Source organism: Bacillus sp. B1-b2 (genome assembly GCF_009183415.1).
Taxonomy (GTDB): Bacteria; Bacillota; Bacilli; order Bacillales; family Cytobacillaceae; genus Niallia.
The window spans coordinates 64652-87062 of record NZ_WEHU01000013.1 but is presented as its reverse complement, the minus strand read 5'-3'; the positions used below and the strand labels follow the sequence as shown (position 1 = coordinate 87062).

The following is a 22411-nucleotide window of genomic DNA, read 5'->3' as shown; positions in this document are numbered from 1 at the left end:
CTAATCTAGTACGCTCTTATACAAAAGCAAATATAGCACGCACACCTACAATGGATAATGCGATAAAAATGCCTAAAGTGACATATGTATTAATTTTTTGAGATTTTGGTGTAACGGTAATGCCCCAGCTGATACAGAATGACCATAATCCATTGGAGAAATGAAAGATCGTTGAGATAACTCCAACTAAATAGAAGATTAGCATCCAAGGATTAGCCAAAATTTCAGCCATCATATCATAATTTACTTCTTTGCCAAATTGTGCAGCTATCCTTGTTTCCCATACATGCCATACGATAAAAACCAGCGTAATGATGCCAGTTACTCGTTGAATGTAAAACATCCAATTTCGGAAATAACTATAGTTTTTGGTATTATTTTTGGCTGTAAAGGCAATATAAATACCGTATATTGCATGGTATAGAATTGGAAGTAGAATAATAAATATTTCTAAAAAATACCTAAATGGCAAATGTTCCATAAAGGCTGCAGCCTTATTAAAGGCTTCTGGTCCTCTTGTGGCAAATTGATTCACTACTAAATGTTGGATTAAAAATACCCCTACTGGAATCACTCCCAATAAAGAGTGAAGTCTCCTGAATAGGAATTCTCGATTCGCTGTCATAACTTTCCCCCTCTGAATAGTTAACATGGAAAATTTCAATAAACCGATTACATAATCAAAAATTCTTACAATTTAGTGACAATTTAATTGTACTCTTTAAAAAAAATGCGGTCAAGAAAACGGATACATAAAATAAAATTTCTTTCTATTTATTTCATTACCATATATATGTGGAAAGTAGAAAAAATATCCTACCAATTACACTCCGAATAATTACTAGCAAGGGTACAAATAATAGAAGGAATAAGATAAATCAGCTTCTTTGACAAGAGTGATTTAGGAAGAAAGAAAACATTTTTATACAGCTGATCTACGTTCCATGGGTGAGACTCCTGGGATTAGCGAGACAATCCGAGAAAAAACAGGAGCGTGACTCGTGAAGCTTGTAGATGAGCCACGTGGAAAGCGGACCTCTGTAACAGAAATCAGCCCCATATTCAGTGGAATAAATAAATTTACTACCCTGTTATATCATGTTTCTCTATTTAAGAGTCTTTCTACAATCTGACATGTTTCAACTTTTAATTTTATGATTTTTTTTCGTTTTTACAGTATACTAATGAGACAGATCTTCTTTAGTAGAAGGAAAGAGATATTTGCCTAAAGGGAATGAAAACTAACAGAAACATTTTATATTCAAAAAATCGATATAGAATATAATAGAATGGGAGAAAGAGGAGAGCATTATGAGTGATGTAACATCAATAGAAGAAGTAGTAGCAGATATTACAAAGGTAGATAGTGATCCATTAACTGTTCCTGCTTATGGCTATGAATTAATACGTGAAATTCTTATTCCTGAATTATTAGGAAGAGAAACGCCTGATTTGCTTTATTGGGCTGGCAAACGTATAGCACGTTTATTTCCTCTAGATAGTGTAGAAGAGTCTGTTTCTTTTTTTCAAAAAGTTGCATGGGGAAAATTAGAAATAGTGAAACAAACTAAAAATGAAGTAGTATATTCATTATCTAGCGAATTAATAGAGAAAAGGCTAAAAGAAAAAGGAAAATGCACCTTCCAATTAGAAGCAGGATACTTAGCACAGCAATATGAACACAGTAAAAATGTGATTGCAGAAGCATTTGAAGATCCTAAAAGAAGAAGCAATAAAGTAACCATAACTGTCCGTTGGGATAGTAAAGATAGTGTAGAATAGGAATTACCATCACATCTATGTATTTCATTGAACTTAACTGAAATACATACTGTCAATAAACACAGTATACTAAACTCTTACATTAGAGAAGCATACTGTGTTTTTTGATTTAAATTTTAAACTGATTGATATTTTGCTTTAACTCTTCTGCAACATGTGCTAATGAACTAGCAGATGCTTTAATCTCTTGCATAGCTGCAAGTTGTTCATCTGTTGTTGTTGCCATTTGTTCGGAATATACAGCATTTTCCATAGAAATCTCTAATAAATCATTAGCTGACACAGCAACCTGTTGCACATGATCTGCCATTTCACTAGCTAGAGTAGAAACTTCTTCTATTTGAGGGGAAATGCTTTGTATTTTATCGATAATATCAATAAATGTGTCTGATGTTTGTTGAGAAGCCTGAATACCCTTTTGAACATGTATAGTAACGTCCTCCATGCCCTTCGCCGTTGTAATAGTATCTGTTAGAATATTATTTACTATGTCTCCTATTTCACTTGCAGATACCTCTGATTGCTTAGCTAATTTACCAACTTCTGCAGCAACTACAGCAAAACCTTTTCCTTGGTCTCCAGCTCTTGCCGCTTCAATTGCTGCATTTAATGCAAGTAATCTTGTTTGTCCTGCTATTCCACTAATCACATCTACGATAGATTCTATTGCTTTCGTTCTTTCATGTAAATTCTTCATTTGTTCATTAGCAGTTTCTACAGAATGAAAAATTCCATTCATTTGCTTCACTGTATCATTAACAGATGCTTCTCCTTCCATTGCTTGTAAAACAGTCGTGTTACTTAAACTAGAAACATGTTTGACATTATCTGCTACTTTATTAATATGGTTGGAGATATCATTTAAGGACTCCGAGTTTTCAATTAAGCGCTTACTTTGACTTTCTGCACTACTAGCTACATCTTGTATAGTTGTTGCAACGAATTCGGATGACACAGTCGTTTGCTCGGAACTTGCTAAAAGTTCTTCAGATGAAGCAGCAACCTGCTCAGACTTTACGTTAACTTCTGTAATGATGGTATGTAAATTTTGTGCCATATTTTTAAATGCTAAAGCAACTTGACCAATTTCATCTTCTCTTTGAATTTCTACTTTTTCCGTTAAGTTTCCTTCACTAACTAGAATGGCAGATTTTTTTAATTTATTTAAAGGGCTAATAATAGATATAATGATAAAGTAGACAAGGAATCCTCCAATAAGTAGGGAAACCAATATAACTATGCTAGTCTGCAGAAGAATAGGAAATGTCATTTCATTGATTTCTGATTGATTAATTACTCCCGATATTTTCCATCCAGAAGACATATTGGTTGTATACTTAACTATATAATCGTCATTATTTTCCTTCCATTCTGTCATTCCACTATTGCTTTTATAAAGCTTTTCTATATTTTTGTCTTTTTCTATATTTCCAACTTCTTTCGTTGGATGTGCAATGTAGTATTTCTCAGGATTAAGAATCATAATATATCCTTTTTCCCCTATACTTACATTCGAGATGACATTTTTTATATTTTCTAAGCTTACTTCCATTCCAAAGACTCCTGATCGGTTCTCTGCTTCCTTAGAAATTGCTACTACTAAATTTCCTGTTGCAATAGAGAGATAGGGTTTAGAAATAATAACTTTCCCTCGGTTTTCTGAAGCTTCTATAAACCAATCCTCTTGCCTAGGGTCATAGCCACTTCCTAATATATTTTGAGGGGATTGAATCATTTTTCCATCAAGTGTTCCAAAGAATACACTTTCTAAATCTAAATTCAACTCCATAAAATCATCAAACTCTTGTTTAAACTCTGAAGTAATACTGTTATCATTTTCATCATAAATGAGAGATTTAGAATAAATAATAGCCTGTAAGATTCTTGGTTCTAATGTGTTATTTATTATTTCATCTACAATTTTCACATTTTCTTCCGAGGTACTGATGAATTGTTTGTTCATTTCACTCCTTGCTTTTGCATACGAGAAACCACTAATAAGCAAGCTCGGAACAATTAATATTAATGCAAAGGAAATGATTAACCTTCGCTTTACTGTGAATATTTTCCCATTTAAAATGCTAGTAATTTTTCTTGATAGATGACGAAAGTATTGTTTTTTCACATCCTACATCCCCCTGAATAGTAAAATATACCCTTTTATTCATTCTATCATAATATAAAGCGCTTCCATTTTCATTTTTTGAAAATTGTATGTCTAAATCGTGACAATTCAAAGGGACTAGATTAACATGTTAATCTAGTCCCTGATTTCTACAACTTATGCATTTACGGTAATCTTGCTAAGCTCAAAGGCATCATGTAATGTTTCTACTGCTTTAACCATATTTTCCTTTTCAATAACCGTGGAAACCTTAATTTCTGAAGTGCTCACCATTTTAATAACAATTTCTTCTGATGCAAGTACTTTAAACATGTCTGCTGCAACGCCTGGATTAGAAATCATACCAGATCCAACAATGGATACTTTCGCTAATCCTTGTTCAGAAATAACTTTCTCATAGCTCAATGCTTCCTTGTTTGCTTCAAGTACTTTCAGTGTTTCGTCTAAATCGCTATCTTTTATAGAGAAAGATACATTCATTGTTTGATTGTTTGTTAAGCTTTGAATTATAATATCCACATTAATATGATGTGCTGCAAGTGTTGTGAAAATAGTAGATAGACTTGTTAATGGATTCTTTAATCCTAATACGGTAACACTTGTAATATTATCTTCAAAAGCAACTCCTCTTACAACTAAACCTTGTTCCATTGAAACTTCCTCCTCGATGATTGTTCCTTCTTCTTGTTCCATACTTGAGCGTACTATTAATGGTACTTGATAGTTTTTAGCATACTCTACTGCCCTTGGGTGTAGCACTCCTGCACCTAGATTTGCTAATTCAAGCATTTCATCGTAGGAGATTGCTAATAACTTTCTTGCTGATTTCACGTAACGAGGATCTGTTGTAAACACACCTGTTACATCTGTATAAATATCACATTTATCTGCTTTAAGACTTGCTGCAAGTGCAACTGCTGTTGTATCAGAACCACCACGACCTAGTGTAGTAATATCTCCTTCTATCGTAGAACCTTGAAAACCAGCAACAATGACAACTTTACCTTGCTCTAATTGTTTCTGTACTCTTTCTGTCTGGATATTTAATATACGTGCATTACCATGAATATCCTCTGTTTCTATTCCTGCTTGCCACCCTGTATATGAAATCGCTTCGACCCCTTTAGCCTGCAATGCCATAGCGAGTAAACTAATGGTAATTTGCTCTCCTGTTGATAGCAATACATCCATTTCCCTTTTAGAGGGCTTACTAGTAACTTCATTTGCTAAAGTTACTAGAGAGTCTGTTGTTTTCCCCATTGCCGATACGACAACTACAACATCATTGCCACGATTTTTTTCTTCTATCACTCTTTCCGCTACATGAAGAATTCTTTCTGCACTACCAACCGATGTTCCACCAAATTTTTGTACAACTAATCCCACAACTTCTCCCTACCTTTTCTCATTATTCTTAGAGGTTGTCTATAATCTTCCCCTTGCTTTTATTATTTTTTGCAATAAAAAAAGCAATGAGAACGTCTCATTGCCGTGCAGTATGTATACATTAAGATGCACAAACAGTGAGATAGCTCTCCAAAACAGTTCCTTGTTTTGACAGTCTTACATTTATTCAATGCAAAACCAGTAAAGAAATCAATGAGACATTCTTTACTTCGGCGATCTATCCCTTTCATAATTCTTCACGGAAGCTCATCCTTCTCCGAATTACTACTCTTGAAGCTCGCACCTCTACCTTCACTTATTCAGTTATAAGTTGAAATTATTATAGCACAGTGTCTTAAAAACGACAATCACTGTTTTTCTTCTTTTAATCTTTCCATTAATTGCTCAGCCACATGAAGTGGAATCCCTGCCTTTTGAAAATCATCCATAGACGCTTCTTTCATTTTTTTTACAGAACCAAAAGTTTTTAAAAGAAGCTTTCGACGTTTCTCACCAATCCCTGGTATATCATCTAAAAGGGATTGAAATGCATTTTTTCCACGTAATTGGCGATGAAAAGTAATGGCAAAACGGTGAACCTCATCTTGTATCCTTTGTAATAGATAGAATTCCTGACTATTTCTTTCTAAAGGAATGATTTCTAATGGATTTCCATAAAGCAATTGAGAGGTTTTGTGCTTATCATCCTTCACTAACCCAGCTACTGGAATATCTAAGCTTAATTCATCTAGCAGGATTTCTCGGACCGCTTCTAAATGTCCTTTTCCTCCATCAATTAAGATTAAATCTGGAAGCGGCAATCCCTCTTTTAGTACTCGTTGGTATCTTCTTCGAACCACTTCTCTCATTGATTCATAGTCATCTGGTCCTTGAACAGATTTTATTTTATATTTACGATATTCTTTTTTAGCAGGCTTCCCGTCTATAAAGACAATCATAGCCGATACAGGATTCGTACCTTGGATATTACTATTATCAAATGCTTCCATTCGCAGTGGAGCATAGATTCCCATTTGGTTACCTAAATTCTCTACTGCCTTAATGGTACGATCTTCATCTCTTTCAATTAAAGCAAATTTCTCTTTTAATGCATTCTTAGCATTTTTACTTGCTAGTAGCACTAAATCCTTTTTCTGTCCTCTTTGTGGCTTTATTACTTTTACTTGAAGAATCTCTTCTACCATTTCTCCTTGAATATCATCAGGAATATAAATCTCTTTTGGTTTAAAATGGTTTGCTTTATCGTAGAATTGACCTAAATATGTTAGCATTTCTTCTTCTGGTTCTTGATAGATAGGAAACATACTAACATCTCTTTCAATCAATTTCCCTTGGCGAACAAAGAATACCTGTACACACATCCAGCCCTTATCATAAGCATAACCGAAGATATCTCGATCTACTAAATCAGTCATCATCATTTTTTGCTTTTCCATCGTTGCTTCAATATGAGCAATTTGATCTCTAAATTCTTTTGCACGTTCGAAATCTAATTCCTCTGATGCTGCCATCATCTTTTCTGATAATTCTTTCTTAATATCTTTATATCCACCATTTAAAAATTTTGAAATATCATCCACAATAGCTTTGTATTCTTTCTCTGATACATCATTCACACAAGGTGCTAAGCATTGTCCTAAATGATAATATAAGCAAACCCTGTCTGGTAGGGTATTACATTTGCGCAAAGGATAAATTCTATCAAGTAGCTTTTTTGTTTCATTTGCTGCTTGAGCATTTGGATAGGGTCCAAAGTATTTTCCTTTATCTTTTTTTACTTGGCGGGTTGTAATGAGTCTCGGATGTCTTTCTGCTGTAAGCTTAATAAAAGGATAGCTTTTATCATCCTTAAGCATAATATTATACTTTGGATCATGTTTTTTTATTAAATTTAATTCTAAAATTAATGCTTCTATATTAGAAGACGTAATTATATACTCAAAGTCTTCTATTTCATTTACTAATCTTAATGTTTTTCCATCATGTGAGCCTGTGAAATAGGAACGAACTCGATTTTTTAAAACCTTAGCTTTACCGACATAAATGATCGTTCCTTGACGGTCTTTCATTAAATAACATCCAGGCTGATCTGGCAAGATCATTAATTTATGTTTAATAATATCGTTCAATTAGTTCCCTCCCTGAATGAAACCATACCTTAACCTTCAAATAATCGAACATGTATACTATCTTTATTATAGGTTATTTCAAGTATTCATCAAGAAAAAAGCATGTGTTGGTAATATTTTTATATTAGAACAAGGGGAATTTAGATTCCCTTTTCCTTCATACAAAGGTTGTATCTTTGCTTTTGTCATGAAAAGGTTTTAAAGGTACAATCACAAATAAAAAAAACGTAGGTAAACCAATTGCATGGTTTACCTACGTTTTCGTGTTTTTTCCTAAGAATTAAACGTGTTTTGCTAATAATTCAGAAAGAGCTTCTTTTGGTTGGAAACCAACTACTTTATCTACTACTTCTCCTTCTTTAAGAACCAATAATGTTGGGATACTCATAACACCGAATTGAGATGCTGATTGTTGGTTTTCATCTACATCTACTTTCACGATTTTTACTTTATCACCGATTTCACCATCAAGTTCTTCTAGAACTGGAGCAATCATTTTACAAGGTCCGCACCATGGTGCCCAGAAATCTACTAGTACGACACCTGAACCTGTTTCTGTTTGGAATGTTTGATCTGTTGCATGTGTAATTGCCATTATATATATGCCTCCTCAAAGTGTTTAACTTATAATATCGAAAGTATACCATGGTTTGATAAAGGATACTAATAATATGTTTCAAACGTTATGTTTTCCAAATAATGCTCCATCCATCCAATATTATTCCATACTTTCTTGGTTCCATTCCTTTATTAAAGCAGGAATAACATCAAAAATATCTCCTACTAGGCAATAGTCTGCATATTCAAAAATGGGGGAATGCGGATCCTTATTAATAGCTATTATGGTTTTCGCTGATTTAACTCCTATTAAGTGTTGAATAGCACCGGAAATTCCACAAGCGATATAAATGTCTGGAGCAACCGTTTTACCTGTTTGTCCTATTTGAATAGAAGAATCAGTAACTCCCAGCTCTACAGCCCCTCTGGATACACCTACCGCTCCTCCAAGTTTTTGCGCAAGCTGTTCGACAAGCTCAAAGCCTTCCTTAGTTTCTACCCCTCTTCCAGCACCAACAATTATCTTTGCATCTGTTAAATTACTTTGCTCTTTTTCACTTTGGACTAATCTACTAAGGGAAAATACAGGTTTTTCTATTTCCACATTCATAGCAATTACTTGACTCTTTTTGTTTTCCATTTTAGATATACTTGACCAAACCTTTGGCTTTAGTGTAAGAATATAGGGTGTTTCTTCTATTTGTAGATACTCCGTTAGTTTTCCTGAAAAAGCAGGTCTAGTTATTTGTAGCTTATTTTCTTTCATTTCTAAAGTTTCAACATTAGAAAATAAGGGGATATTTAGTCTTTCACTTATATAAGGTGTAATTGACCTCCCTATCTCTGTATGACCAAACACTATTATTGTTGGTTCCAAGTTTTCTATCACAGACTCTACCATGTTATTCCATGTCTCAATGGAGAATCTAGATAGAAAGGGGGATTCTACTGTTATAATTTTGTCTATTGGATAATAACTTAATTCTTCAGCATGCTTTTTTACATCTTCCCCGCTTAATAAGACAATCAATTCAGCCTTTCTCTTTAAATGCTTTATGGCATCTATACATTCTAATGTTATCGATTTAATGCTATTATGATACACTTCTCCAAAAATAAGAATCCTTTCTTTCGCCATTTTTTCCTCCATTTACAAACCTATGGTAACTCTTGTTTTATAATCTTTGCTAAATGAGCTACTTTGGTAGAATTGTCTCCTTGAATCATGTGTTTAGTTCTTTCTAATGGTGCATAAGAATAATTTTGAGCGTATTCAAATGACTTTTTCTCGCTATTAACGAAGTTGAAATCAATTTCTTTTTTCTTCGCTTTGATTACACCAGCAATGGATACAAGTCTTGGCACATGGAGACTTTGTGGGATTGTCACTAATAGTGGAAATTGTCCCTCATATGTTTCCACATCAAATTCGGAGCGTCTTGTAATACTAACTTTATTCTTTTCTTGTTCTATTTTTATTGTATTTGTTAAATAGGGAATATTTAATATTGTAGCAACTCTAGGACCAACTTGACCTGTTGCTCCATCTGTTGAAAAATCTCCTGCGAGAATAAGATCATAGTCCAGAGAGCTTATATACGCTCCGATTATTTTTGCTACTAAGGAGGAATTGGATTTTTCATCCCCTATATCCATTAACACAGCTTTATCAGCCCCCATTGCAAGTGCGGTTCTTAGTTGTTTTTCACCTGTATGTGGACCTACCATTAAAACTGTAATAGTTCCTCCATATAATTCTTTTAACTGAAGAGCCTCTTCTAGTGCTATACAATCAGGAGGATTAATGATATAGCTACTTTCGTTCATGGAAATCTGACCATTCTCTACTTTCAATTCTTCTTCCGGTGATACTGTTCTAGAAAGTAAAACAATCATATTCATTTATTTATTCCTCCTTACCTTATTCACTATCAGACTTTATTTGTGCTTCTGTTTCTTCCTTTAATTGTCTTCTTAATACTTTACCTATTGCTGTTTTCGGCAATTCTTCCCTAAATTCATACAATCTAGGTACTTTATAAGAAGCAATCTTACTTCTCATATATTGATTTAATTCTTTTTCTGTTAACTCTGCACCCTTTTGTAATACGATAAATGCTTTTACTGTTTCTCCTCGATAAGAGTCCTTCACACCTACTACAGAAGCTTCTAAGACAGCAGGATGTTCATATAACACCTCTTCCACTTCACGAGGATAAATATTAAATCCACTTGCAATTATAATGTCTTTCTTACGATCTACAATATAGAAATAGCCTTTCTCATCCATATAAGCTAGATCTCCTGTTAACAGCCAACCATCTTTCAATACTTTGTTTGTTTCTGCTTCGTTTTTCCAATAGCCTTTCATAACTTGTGGACCTTTAATTCCAAGCTCCCCTATTTCTCCTGGCAAAAGTGGTTCACCTGTTTCTAATGAGAAAATAGCAGCATCTGTTCCAGGCCATGGAACACCGATAGAGCCTTTCACTACCTCATAATCCCAAAGAAAATTCACATGTGTTACAGGTGATGTTTCGGTTAGCCCATATCCTTCTACTATTTTGCCACCTGTTTTTTGCTGAAATTTTTCAATCAGTTCCATTGGTAACGGAGCAGAGCCACTAATTGCTCCTTTAATAGACGAGAGGTCGTATTTCTCGATATCAGGGTGATTCAATAAGCCTATATAGATAGTGGGAGCACCAGGGAATACAGTAGGCTTTTGTTTATCAATGGTTTTAAGAGCAGTGGTAGCATCGAACTTAGGAAGAAGAATCATCGTATATATTTCCATTACAGATAAAACCATTACTGTCATTAAGCCATAAACATGGAATAAAGGCATAATAGCAAGCAGTTTCTCTTTACCTTTTTCCATTTTATAAAGCCATTGTCTGCACATAGCAGTATTCGAAATTAAGTTTTGATGAGTTAAAATGGCTCCTTTTGGAAAACCGGTTGTACCACCTGTATATTGAAGAATCGCAATATCTTCTTCAAAATTTAGAGGTACTGCTAATGGATTTGCATCTTTGTTTTTTAATATGGAAGAGAATAGATGGGTTGAATGGGAGGGTGTAATGCTAGGTGATTTACCTTGTTCTTTTGCTTGGATAAATGGATATACAACATTTTTAGGAAACGGAAGAAAGTCTTTAATGGACGTCACAATAACATGCTCTAAATTGGTTTCTGCTTGTACATTTTTTACCCTATTATAAAGAAGATCTAAAGTAATAATTGCTTTTGCATCAGAATCCTTCATCATAAACTCAATCTCTTTTTCTTGATAGAGTGGGTTTACTGGAACAACTATAGCTCCTGTTTGTAAAATAGCATAGAAGCTAATAACTGTTTGAGGAATGTTCGGTAGCATCATAGCTACTCGATCTCCTTTTTTTATCCCTAATTTCTGTAAATATGCGGCTAAGACAAGTGTTTTATTATATAAGCTCTTAAAGGTCATTTCTTTCCCCATAAAATGAATAGCTTTGTGTTTTGGGTATTCTGTTGCAGCATTTCTTAATATTTGTGGTAAGGTATCCGCCTGATAATATACATTCTTGGCGATATGATCTGGATAAAGTTCTAGCCATCTCTTATCTGTTTCCATTGCAATTCCTCCCTTAAATTTTTTGTACTAGCTTATTATATGGAGATAGGAAAGGTTCGGCTTATTCTAAGTCGCCTAAATTGTAGAAAGGAGTTTAAAATGGGCAAAAAAATAGGTGCAAACCGCATCATTTTACGGTTTGCACCTATCTCAAAGACTTACACTTCATTATTAAGAGATACCAGCACCTACTACAAAGGAAAGTCCCACTGAAATAACCATGGATAAAAATCCTACTGCCCGATTATCATTTTTAATTTCTTCATCAATTCTAAATTTTGGAGTCAAAAATTCAAAGATAAAATAACCAATTAGGAGCAAGCTAAATCCATAAACTCCCCAAACTATCATAGTTATCAAGGAGTCATTATGCATGATGGAATGTCTAAAGATATTTGCAATTCCAAAAATCTTTCCTCCAGTTGCCATTGCAACAGCCAAATTCCCATTTTTAATTTCTTCCCAGTTGTTATACCTTGTAACAAGTTCAAAGACAGCTAAAAACACAACAATGCTTAAAATGACAACACTATAATCTCCTGCTGTTTTTACGTACTCATTTTCCCAAAATTGATCCATCGGGCTTCCCCTCTCCCCTTTTTGATTCTAATCTCTATTTAAATTCAACCACTGTCACACCACTTCCGCCTTCACCAGCATCCCCAAAACGAATTTTTTTAACAGAGCGATGATTTTTTAGATACTCTTGCACACCTGTTCGTAATGCTCCCGTTCCTTTACCATGAATGATAGAAACACGTGGATATCCAGCTAACAGACTATCATCAATATATTTTTCTACTCGTGCCAATGCATTTTCAAATCGTTCTCCTCGTAAATCAAGCTCAAGACTAACATGATAGTCTTTACCTTTAATCGTCGCTAATGGCTTTGTTTCTACAACCACCTTTGGAGCTTTAATAAATTCTAGGTCTTTCTCTTTTACCTTCATTTTCATAATTCCGATTTGAACTTGCCATTCCTTATCAGAAACTCTCTCTAACAACTGTCCTTTCTGGTCAAAGGTAAGAACTTTTACTTCATCACCTGATTGGAAAGCATGGTTCGTTTTAGATGGTAGTTTATCTTTTTTGATAGCAATCTGAGGGGTTGCATCTTCTAATCTTTTTCTAGCATCAATTAATTCATGTTCTTTTACTTCTGCATGCTTTTCAAGTTGCATTTTTCTTAACTCAGAAATAACCTCTTCTGCTTCCTTCTTAGCATTTTCCACGATCTGTTTCGCTTCTAGTTTTGCTTTTTCCTGCAGAGAGTCTTTCTTTTCATAGTATTCCATTACTTGCTTCTGTAAATCTTTGTGAAGCATTTCAGCTTGCTTTAAGTAATCATTTGCTTCTTCTTGATTTTTTTCTGCTTGTCTACGACTTTCCTCTAAAGAAGATATCATATTTTCAATTTTATTAGTCTCTGCACTCACATGTGACCTTGCCACATCAATAACTGATTTATTTAACCCTAACCTTTTGCTTATTTCAAAAGCATTACTTCTACCTGGTACTCCAATTAATAAGCGATAAGTAGGACTCAAGGTTTCCACATCAAATTCAACACTTGCATTAATGACTTCTTTTCTATTATAGCCATATGCCTTTAGTTCGGGATAATGCGTTGTTGCAATTACTCTTGCTCCTCTACTATTTACTTCATCTAGTATAGAAATCGCAAGAGCAGCACCTTCTTGAGGATCTGTTCCAGCTCCTAATTCATCGAATAAAACAAGACTACTTTGATCGACTTCTTCTAATATCTTAACAATATTCACCATATGCGAAGAGAAAGTACTTAAAGATTGCTCAATGGATTGTTCATCCCCTATATCTGCATATACAGCTTTAAAAACGGCCATCTCAGAGCCATCTAGAGCGGGAATTTGAAGTCCTGCTTGAGCCATTAACGTACACAGTCCCACTGTTTTTAGCGTTACTGTCTTACCACCTGTATTCGGACCAGTTATAACAATGGAAGTATAGGTTTCTCCAAGGGCAACATCGTTTGCTACTACTACATCTTGAGGAATTAATGGATGCTTTGCCTTCAATAAAGCTATTCTTCCTTCATTATTAATGGTCGGTTTAGTTGCTTTTAATCGGTGAGCGTACTTAGCCTTTGCAAACATAAAATCTAGTTCTGTTAATATGGATACAATATGTAATAGCTCTTCTTCAAATTGTGCAACAATACCTGTTAGCTGTAAAAGAATGCGATCGATTTCCTGCTGTTCTTTGACTCTTATTGCTTGTAATTCATTATTAAGTGTAACTACGACTTGTGGCTCAATGAATAACGTTTGGCCAGAAGCACTTTGATCATGAACAATACCACCATAGTTTCCTCTATATTCCTGTTTCACTGGAATAACAAAACGATCATTACGAATGGTAATAATGCTATCTGAAAGCATTTTTTGCGCGTTAGAAGAACGAATCATACTTTCTAATTTCTCTCTTACACGAGACTCATTTCTGCGCAACTGATTTCTTAACGTCCGAAGTGTGTCACTTGCACTATCTAGTACTACTCCTTGTTCATCTATTGCCATTTTAATTTGTTCTTCTACTTCATTAAGAACTACTATGCTACTCGTTAATGTATATAGTATAGGCACTGCTTCTTCTGCATGAAACTCTTCCATAAACCGTTTCATTTGTCTGCTCACATGAACAGTACTGGCTATATGAACAAGTTCTAAAGGACTAAGCATTCCACCAATCGAAGACCTTCTTACATGTGCCCGGATATCATGAATTCCATCTAGTGGAATACTTCCTCTCATACGATATACTTTCGCAGCTTCATCTGTTTCTGCCTGCCATTGAACAACTTCTTCATAGTTTGTTGATGGTACTAATTGCTCTGCTTTGTCTCTTCCTAGAGAGGAATAGACATGCTCACTTAATTGAGCCTTGATTTTATCAAATTCTAACGTTTTTAATACTCTTTCCTGCATGGAGTTATCTCCTTTGCTACCTAAAAATAATAGGGTTAATTATGTTTTTTATTATATAAATAGTTCAGTAATTCTTCTTTTGTCATAGCATTTAAAACAGTCGATTTTCTTATCCACCCTTTTTTCGCCGTAGACACACCTATCTTCATATTATGAAGTTCATCTATATGATGGGCATCTGTATTGATTACAATTTTCACTCCAGCTTCTTGTGCTAGTTGAATATACGTTGCACTTAAATCTAAGCGATTAGGATTACTATTTAGCTCCAATACTGTATTCGTTTCTTTTGCTAATTGGATAAGACTTTCCATATCCACTTCATATCCGTCTCTTTTTCCAATTTTCCTACCAGTAGGATGTGCTATAATATCCACATATTTATTCTCTAATGCTGTTTTTAATCTATTCATAATTTTATCTTTTGATTGCGTGAAAGAGGAGTGAATAGAAGCAATAACGATATCTAGTTCACTTAATAATTCATCCTCATAATCTAATGTCCCATCTGGTAGGATATCCATTTCAATACCAGCTAAAATCGTAATATCATCGTATTTTTCATTTAGTTTTCGTATTTCATTTATCTGTTCTCTTAGTCTTTGAGGGGTTAGACCATTCGCTACCTTTAAGTATTGGGAATGATCTGTTATAGCCATATACTGATAGCCCATCTTTCTATTTGCCTCAACCATCTCTTCTAGTGTATGAGCACCATCACTTGCAGTAGTATGCATATGCAAGTCACCTTTTATCGCATCAACAGAGATCAAATCATTTTCTTCAGAAAAACGCTCTACTTCTTTTCCATCTTCTCTTATTTCCGGGGGAATATAAGGTAACCCAAAATATTCATAGAAAGCTTCTTCTGTTTCAAATGTTTTAATCTCACCTGTTTCATTATTTTCTACTCCGTACTCACTAATTTTTTCTCCACGCTCTTTAGCAAGTTGTCTCATTCTAACATTATGGTCTTTAGAGCCAGTAAAATGATGTAAAGTAGTGACAAATTCAGCGGGCTTTACTAAGCGAAAATCAATAGAGACATCATAGTCCAATCCTAGTGTAATGCTTACCTTTGTATTCCCGGCACCTATTACTTCTTTAATATTTGGTAATTCTAATAATTTAGCTTTGACTTTTAATGGCTCATCTGTCGCAATGATGAAATCTAGATCTTTAATCGTCTCTCTTACTCTTCGTAAGCTACCAGCTCTAGAATAACGAGTAACTCCCTCCATCTCTGCTAATTCTTTCTCTATGGAAACAGCTATTGGAAGCATATATGCAATAGGCAGACGATCAGGCCTTGATCCAACCTTTTGTAACGCTTCTAGAATTTTTTCTTCTGTTTTCTTTCCAAAACCCTTCATTGCCTGAACAGCTCCAGAGTTACATGCTTCTTTTAAGTCTTCGGCATCTTTAACTCCAAGTTCCTTATACAGTCTTGCAATCTTTTTACCACCTAAACCTGGAAGCTGCAAAAGTGGTATTAAGCCTTTCGGAACTTCTTCTTTTAATTCGTTAAGGACTGAAGACCTGCCTGAATTTATGTATTCTTCTATGACAGCAGCTGTTCCTTTCCCTATACCTGGTAGTTCTGTAAAATCATTTATCTCCTCCACTTTTCTTTCGCTTGCTTCTAAACTATTCGCCGCTTTTCTAAAAGCAGCAATTTTAAAGGTATTATCACCTTTCAGTTCCATATATATCGCAATTTGTTCTAATAGTCGAATGACTTCTTTACTGGTTATACTCATCTAATCACCTACAAATATTAAGATATTGACTATTTCTATCATACCATGAACAGATAAAATACTATACTGATGATAGATTTCCAAAAAGAATACAGAACATACTAAAAACTCTTTTAGCTAGTTAAATGGCTAAAAGAGTTTTGTTTTCCATTAATTAAGCATTGTACTCCACCCAAAGATTTTTTACTTTTTCAGAAAAGTATGGAGTATTTTCTATCATCCATGCTGCTATAGAGGACTCGCTTATGAAACTTTGAATACCATCTACAGGAATTAATACAGATATAAATAAAAGAAGAAATAATAGCAAATAGGTTTCTACAAAGCCTAAAAGAGCACCTGCCCAAGTATTTAACTGCTTTAAAATGGGAAGACTAGCCACAAAATCAATCATACTACCTATAATCTGCCAGATTATTTTTACCACTACAAAAATAATAATGAATGCGATTGCTCGGTAAAAAACATCTTCCATATTACTGGCTTGGAATAAGGTTTGTAAAAAATCATTACTCCCTGTATTTGGATATGGAATCCATAGTGTTAATTTCGTCGAAAGAGGTATGTAGTATTTATTCGCTACAATAAATGCAACAATAAATCCAGTTAAATAGATAAATTGCATAATAAAGCCCCTCTTTAACCCTCTTAAGAGACCAAAAAGCAGCAAAATTACTAAGATAATATCCAACATGAACTATTTCAGTCCTTTTCTCTTTTTAATTCATTCTCTAGTAGCTCTACTCTATCTAATAATTTTATATAGTCATTTACTATATTAACAGCTGTTAATACAGCTAATTTATTGGAATCTAGAATGGGATTCTTTCCTTGAATCTCGCGCATTTTTTTATCCACTATGGAGGCAACCAACCTAACATGACTAGAAGGCTCTTCCCCTATTACTACATATTGTGTTCCGAATATATCAACATTTGTACGATTTTTGGGGGTATCTGACACACCTATGCCTCCATTCTAAAGAATCCTAGACTCTATCATATCATGAACTAATCTTGATAGGGAAGTCATTACACTATTTTATGTGGGAAGGACTAAAAGTACCTATGTCATTAAGACTAGAAAAAAGCATCTTTAAAGTGATTCACTCTAAAGATGCTTCTCTTCACTTATCCTCTTAATACGGCCCCAGTTTTTTCTTTTACTGCTGCAAGTACTTTATCATGAGCTTTTGTAATAATTTCATCTGTTAATGTTTGTTCAGGATCAAAATATTTTAAAGAGAAGGCAATGGATTTCTTTCCTTCTTCCATTTTGTCCCCTTCATATAAATCAAATACAGAAACCTCTTTTAATAAATCTCCACCAGCTTCAGCTATGATTTTTTGTATGTCACCTGCTAATGTTTCCTTCGCTACAACAAGAGCAATATCTCTTGTTACAGATGGGAATCTTGGAATGGCAGTATAATGTAAATCTTCTAATTCTACTGCAAATAATTTGCTTAAATTTAATTCAAAGCAATATGTTTCTTTTAAATCTAGATCATTTTGTACTTGGGGATGCACTTGACCTAAGAATCCAATTACTTCTCCATTCAGAACGATTTCAGCTGTTCTTCCAGGATGCATTCCTTCCTTTTCACTCCTAGTGAAATCTACTTCTTCAAGCACCCCTAATTTTTCAAAAAGTCCTTCAAGAATTCCTTTCACGACAAAGAAATCAACTACTTTCTTTTCTCCTTGCCATGGATGGCTACTCCAAGTACCTGTAAGTGCACCAGCTAGATGCTCTCTTTCTTCTGGAAGTTCATTTCCTTCCTTACTTAAGAAGACAACACCTGTTTCATATACAGCTAAGCTTTCATTTTGACGAGCAGCATTGTACTTAACCACTTCTAGTAGCTGTGGAACAATACTTTGTCGTAATAATGCACGTTCTTCACTCATTGGCATTGCAAGCTTAATTGGTTGTCTTTTCTCTAGAGCAAAAGCTTGAACTTTAGACTCATTTGTTAAAGCATAAGTAATAGCTTGGAACATACCTGCTGATTCTAAGAACCTACGTGCCATACGGCGTTTTTTCTGATAAGAAGTTAAGCCTCCAGGTGTAGATGATCCAACTGGTAATGTTTTAGGAAGATTATCATATCCATATAATCTAGCTACTTCTTCAATTAAATCTGCTTCAATCGTAATATCATTTCTTCTTGTTGGAACCGTAACAGAAATGCTAGTACCATCTACCATTGTGTCAAATTTCAAACTTTGGAATATTGCTACTGCTTCTTCTACAGTTAAAGCTGTTCCTAAAGAGCGATTGATTTTCTCCATTGTTATAGAAACCACTTTAGATTCTGCTGTTAGTGTATCCACTGCTACTTCGCCTTCTACCACTTCTCCACCAGCATATAAATGTAGTAATTGACATGCTCTGTCTGCAGCTAAGCGGACACGATTCGGATCAATACCTTTTTCATATCTTGCACTAGCTTCACTTCTTAAGCCAATTTCTTTTGAAGATTTGCGAATCACTTTACTATCAAAATAAGCAGATTCTAATAATACAGTTGTAGTATCTGATTGAACCTCTGAATTAGCTGCACCCATTACACCGGCAACGGCTACTCCTACTGTTCCATTTGTAATAAGAAGAGTATCTTCTGATAATGTTCTTTCTGCTTCATCAAGAGTGACAATTTTCTCTCCACTTTGTGCTCTTCTCACATGTATTTCTTTTGAACCTAACTTGTCATAATCAAAAGCATGCAATGGTTGACCATATTCAATTAAAACATAGTTTGTTATATCCACTACGTTGTTATGTGGTCTGATTCCAGCAGCCATTAATTTTCCTTGCATCCATAATGGAGATGGTGCAATGGTAATATTCTTAATCACTCTCGCTGTATAAAGTGGTACATCTGCATTATTTTCTACTGTAACTTGCACAAAATCAGCTGCTTTTTCAGTACTTGTTGGATATGTTGTATCTGGTAGTGTTACTTCTTTTCCTAATATTGCTGCTACTTCATAAGCAACACCTAGCATGCTTAAACAATCTGCTCGGTTAGGAGTTAACCCTAATTCTAGGACAGCATCATCACGTTGTAAGTATTCTAGGGCATCTGTTCCTACTTCTACATCACTTGGGAATACGAAGATTCCTTGTGAGTACTCTTTAGCAACAATCTTTCCTTCAATTCCAAGTTCTTGAAGGGAACAAATCATACCATTTGATTCTTCTCCACGAAGTTTAGCTTTTTTAATTTTAAAGTTTCCAGGAAGAACTGCTCCAACTTTCGCAACAGCAACCTTTTGACCTTTATCCACATTTGCTGCTCCACAAATAATTTGAATAGGATCTCCTTCTCCTACATCTACAAGACACTTATTCAATTTGTCAGCATTAGGATGTTGTTCTCTTTCCACTATATATCCGATTACAACATTTGAAATGCCTTCGTTTAATACTTCTACACCCTCTACTTCAATTCCGCTTTTTGTAATTTTGTCAGCTAAATCGTTCGGGTTAATATCTTTAATATCTACATACTCTTTTAACCAATTATAGGAAACTAACATTTTTTCTCCTCCAAACTTAATATTCCGGCACTGAAAATTGTTTTAAGAAACGAACATCATTTGTATAGAAATGGCGAATATCATCAATTCCATATTTCAACATAGCAATACGCTCTGGTCCCATTCCGAAAGCAAATCCTGAATATTTCTTAGAATCAAATCCAGACATTTCTAACACATTAGGATGAACCATTCCAGCTCCTAAAATCTCTATCCAGCCTGTTTTTTTACATACACTACATCCTGCACCTTTACAGATAAAGCAAGAAATATCTACTTCTACAGAAGGCTCTGTAAATGGGAAGAAACTTGGACGTAGACGGATTTCTCTATCTTCACCGAACATTTTCTTCGCAAAAACTTCTAATGTTCCAATTAAATCACTCATACGAATGTTTTCATCTACCACTAAGCCTTCAATTTGCATAAATTGATGAGAGTGGGTTGCGTCATCATTATCACGGCGATACACTTTACCTGGACAGATGATTTTCACTGGACCTTGCCCTTTATGCTTCTCTAATGTTCTTGCTTGCATTGGAGATGTTTGTGTACGAAGCAACAGCTCTTCAGTAATATAGAAAGAATCCTGCATATCTCTTGCTGGGTGATCTTTCGGTAAATTTAATGCTTCAAAGTTGTAATAATCATTTTCCACTTCTGGACCCTCTTCAATGGCATAACCCATTCCAAGAAATAAGTCTTCAATTTCTTCTACCACTCTCGTTAGTGGATGGTGGTTTCCAACTGAAACTGGACGTCCAGGTAAAGAAATATCAATTGTTTCTGAGGAGATTTTCTCTTGAACTAGTGCATCCTCTAATGCTTTTTGCTTTTTCTCAATATGTGCTGTGATTTCATCTCTAACCACATTGACAAGAGCACCCATTTTTGGTCTTTCTTCCGCAGAAAGTTTTCCCATCCCTTTTAAAACTTCTGTAATTGGACCTTTTTTTCCTAGGTAAGCTACTCTGATGTCATTTAGTTCTTTCATATTTTGGCTATTTTCTATACTTTTCAGCGCTTCTGCCTGAAGCTCTTTTAATTTTGCTTCCATATTTATTTCCTCCTTCTACAGGTTCATGAAAAATTCGGCAACAAAAAACCTCGCCCCCTAAAAAAGGGACGAGGTTATATACGCGGTACCACCCTAATTAACTTGTAAAAAATAAAAAACAAGCTCACTTCATTTGGATAACGGTATTATTACCGGCACATCTTTACATTCTCTAGTAAGTAGATTATGGTCCCGATGCCAACTCAGGAGGTGAACTTCATTGATGTTTTTTAATAAAAATGCTTTCAGTCTATGGCATTTTCTCCCTAAATTGAAAAGTCATCAATTACTTTTCTCCATCATAGTTTTTATTCATGTATTTTGTACTTATTATAATATATTTTTCATTCGTTTTCAAATGCCATTTCCGCTTTTATTATAGCTGGTTGCATAAGTTCACTGTTTACAAGTAAACAGCAACACTATATCATATAAAGACATTTTCAATAACTGAATTATTTAAAGTGATACATTAAAATACCTGCAGCTACAGCTACATTTAAAGACTCACTTTGACCAAAAATCGGGATATAAAGATTTGCATCTGTTTTACTTAAGACTTCTTTACTTACTCCATTTCCTTCATTACCAACAATTAGACAGAAGGAATCTTTTCTTGTTTCTAATTCTCTATAGTTTTTCCCATTTTCCAGGGAAGTACCATATACAGATATCTCTCTTTCCTTAAGTTGAGGAATGGCTTCTAGTAAATTTGCCTTTACAATAGGTAAATGAAAATGACTTCCTTGTGCTGAACGAACTACTTTGGGATTATATACATCTACTGTTCCATCCCCAATAATAACACAATCTATTCCTGCAGCATCAGCAGTTCGAATGATTGTCCCAATATTTCCTGGATCTTGAACTTGATCTACAGCCATAAAAGTCTTTGCTTGTTTTAAAATCTCATTATTATTCAACTGCTTACAATGAGCAAAAATCCCTTGTGAAGTTTCTGTCTCAGATAGCATGTCTATTATTTCTTTTGTTACTAATGTTACTGGAATATCTCCATAATCCCATGATGGCATCTCTATTTCCTCTGAAACAATGAGATGTATAATCGCATTTGATTTATAAGCTTCTTCTACAAGATGAAATCCTTCTACTAAAAAAGTTTGTGACTTATCTCTTTCTTTTTTAGTTAGTAGCTTTTTCCATTCTTTAATTTGCGGGTTTTTTGCCGAAAGTATGTGTTTCAATTTAGTATTTCTCCTTCATTTCCATAAACAGTAAGTAGTCCATGGCAGTATACCCAACCTAGAAGCTGACCATTTGGTTGGTTCCTATTTTTTTATACTATGTATCCTATTCTTCTTTTCGTATTATTAAAAACCGACTAACTTCTCTCATTTCTTGCTAGTTGGTAACACTCTGAACTCCATTGTAACTTACATGAAGATTTACTTTTCTTCTATTATATCGTAAATAATGGACATAATAAATGTACAAAAGTAAATG

General features: G+C 34.5%; 17 protein-coding genes, 1 riboswitch and 1 other annotated feature. Of the genes, 1 reads left to right on the top strand and 16 read right to left on the bottom strand.

Annotated features, from left to right (window positions below; translation table 11 throughout):
- Nucleotides 1–16 precede the first annotated feature (16 nt).
- Nucleotides 17–625, bottom strand: coding sequence for a succinate dehydrogenase cytochrome b558 subunit (locus F9279_RS14045; RefSeq protein ID WP_152114075.1), 609 nt, complete (start codon nucleotides 623–625; stop codon nucleotides 17–19).
- 686 nt (nucleotides 626–1311) lie between these two features.
- Here F9279_RS14045 and F9279_RS14040 point away from each other — a divergent pair.
- The gene (locus F9279_RS14040) at nucleotides 1312–1782 is read left to right on the top strand and encodes a YslB family protein (protein ID WP_152114073.1); all 471 of its coding nucleotides are present in this window, start codon (nucleotides 1312–1314) and stop codon (nucleotides 1780–1782) included.
- Between the two features lie 109 nt (nucleotides 1783–1891).
- On the opposite strand, the gene F9279_RS14035 is transcribed toward F9279_RS14040, so the two are convergent.
- From F9279_RS14035 to F9279_RS13965, 15 genes are all read right to left on the bottom strand, one after another.
- Entirely contained in the window at nucleotides 1892–3907 is a 2016-nt protein-coding gene (locus F9279_RS14035) for a methyl-accepting chemotaxis protein (protein ID WP_152114071.1), read from the bottom strand.
- A 156-nt stretch (nucleotides 3908–4063) separates the two neighbouring features.
- Nucleotides 4064–5293, bottom strand: coding sequence for an aspartate kinase (locus F9279_RS14030; RefSeq protein WP_152114068.1), 1230 nt, complete (start codon nucleotides 5291–5293; stop codon nucleotides 4064–4066).
- A 135-nt stretch (nucleotides 5294–5428) separates the two neighbouring features.
- Nucleotides 5429–5610: riboswitch (Lysine riboswitch) on the bottom strand.
- A gap of 51 nt (nucleotides 5611–5661) precedes the next feature.
- Nucleotides 5662–7416, bottom strand: a complete 1755-nt coding sequence (gene uvrC, locus F9279_RS14025; protein ID WP_413463213.1) for an excinuclease ABC subunit UvrC — start codon at nucleotides 7414–7416, stop codon at nucleotides 5662–5664.
- Between the two features lie 307 nt (nucleotides 7417–7723).
- The gene (gene trxA, locus F9279_RS14020) at nucleotides 7724–8038 is read right to left on the bottom strand and encodes a thioredoxin (protein WP_152114065.1); all 315 of its coding nucleotides are present in this window, start codon (nucleotides 8036–8038) and stop codon (nucleotides 7724–7726) included.
- Nucleotides 8039–8161: 123 nt separating this feature from the next.
- Nucleotides 8162–9139: an electron transfer flavoprotein subunit alpha/FixB family protein gene (locus tag F9279_RS14015; protein WP_193224574.1), complete on the bottom strand. Its 978-nt coding sequence runs from the start codon at nucleotides 9137–9139 to the stop codon at nucleotides 8162–8164.
- Between the two features lie 20 nt (nucleotides 9140–9159).
- The gene (locus F9279_RS14010; RefSeq protein ID WP_152114060.1) at nucleotides 9160–9903 is read right to left on the bottom strand and encodes an electron transfer flavoprotein subunit beta/FixA family protein; all 744 of its coding nucleotides are present in this window, start codon (nucleotides 9901–9903) and stop codon (nucleotides 9160–9162) included.
- 19 nt (nucleotides 9904–9922) lie between these two features.
- Complete coding sequence (locus F9279_RS14005) at nucleotides 9923–11617, bottom strand: long-chain-fatty-acid--CoA ligase (RefSeq protein ID WP_152114058.1); 1695 nt, start codon at nucleotides 11615–11617, stop codon at nucleotides 9923–9925.
- Nucleotides 11618–11788: 171 nt separating this feature from the next.
- Nucleotides 11789–12196, bottom strand: coding sequence for a DUF350 domain-containing protein (locus F9279_RS14000; RefSeq protein ID WP_152114056.1), 408 nt, complete (start codon nucleotides 12194–12196; stop codon nucleotides 11789–11791).
- A gap of 34 nt (nucleotides 12197–12230) precedes the next feature.
- Nucleotides 12231–14585, bottom strand: a complete 2355-nt coding sequence (locus tag F9279_RS13995) for an endonuclease MutS2 (protein WP_152114054.1) — start codon at nucleotides 14583–14585, stop codon at nucleotides 12231–12233.
- Between the two features lie 35 nt (nucleotides 14586–14620).
- Nucleotides 14621–16345: a DNA polymerase/3'-5' exonuclease PolX gene (gene polX / locus F9279_RS13990; protein WP_152114052.1), complete on the bottom strand. Its 1725-nt coding sequence runs from the start codon at nucleotides 16343–16345 to the stop codon at nucleotides 14621–14623.
- 154 nt (nucleotides 16346–16499) lie between these two features.
- The gene (locus F9279_RS13985) at nucleotides 16500–17039 is read right to left on the bottom strand and encodes a CvpA family protein (RefSeq protein ID WP_152114050.1); all 540 of its coding nucleotides are present in this window, start codon (nucleotides 17037–17039) and stop codon (nucleotides 16500–16502) included.
- An 8-nt stretch (nucleotides 17040–17047) separates the two neighbouring features.
- Complete coding sequence (zapA, locus tag F9279_RS13980; protein WP_152114048.1) at nucleotides 17048–17308, bottom strand: cell division protein ZapA; 261 nt, start codon at nucleotides 17306–17308, stop codon at nucleotides 17048–17050.
- 167 nt (nucleotides 17309–17475) lie between these two features.
- A complete protein-coding gene (gene pheT / locus F9279_RS13975) occupies nucleotides 17476–19890 on the bottom strand; it encodes a phenylalanine--tRNA ligase subunit beta (RefSeq protein WP_152114046.1) in 2415 nt (804 codons plus the stop codon).
- A 16-nt stretch (nucleotides 19891–19906) separates the two neighbouring features.
- Nucleotides 19907–20947 (bottom strand): phenylalanine--tRNA ligase subunit alpha, encoded by a 1041-nt coding sequence (pheS, locus tag F9279_RS13970; RefSeq protein WP_152114044.1) that lies wholly within the window; start codon nucleotides 20945–20947, stop codon nucleotides 19907–19909.
- 61 nt (nucleotides 20948–21008) lie between these two features.
- Nucleotides 21009–21259: a binding site (T-box leader), on the bottom strand.
- Between the two features lie 143 nt (nucleotides 21260–21402).
- Complete coding sequence (locus F9279_RS13965) at nucleotides 21403–22152, bottom strand: TrmH family RNA methyltransferase (RefSeq protein ID WP_152114042.1); 750 nt, start codon at nucleotides 22150–22152, stop codon at nucleotides 21403–21405.
- Nucleotides 22153–22411: the final 259 nt, after the last annotated feature.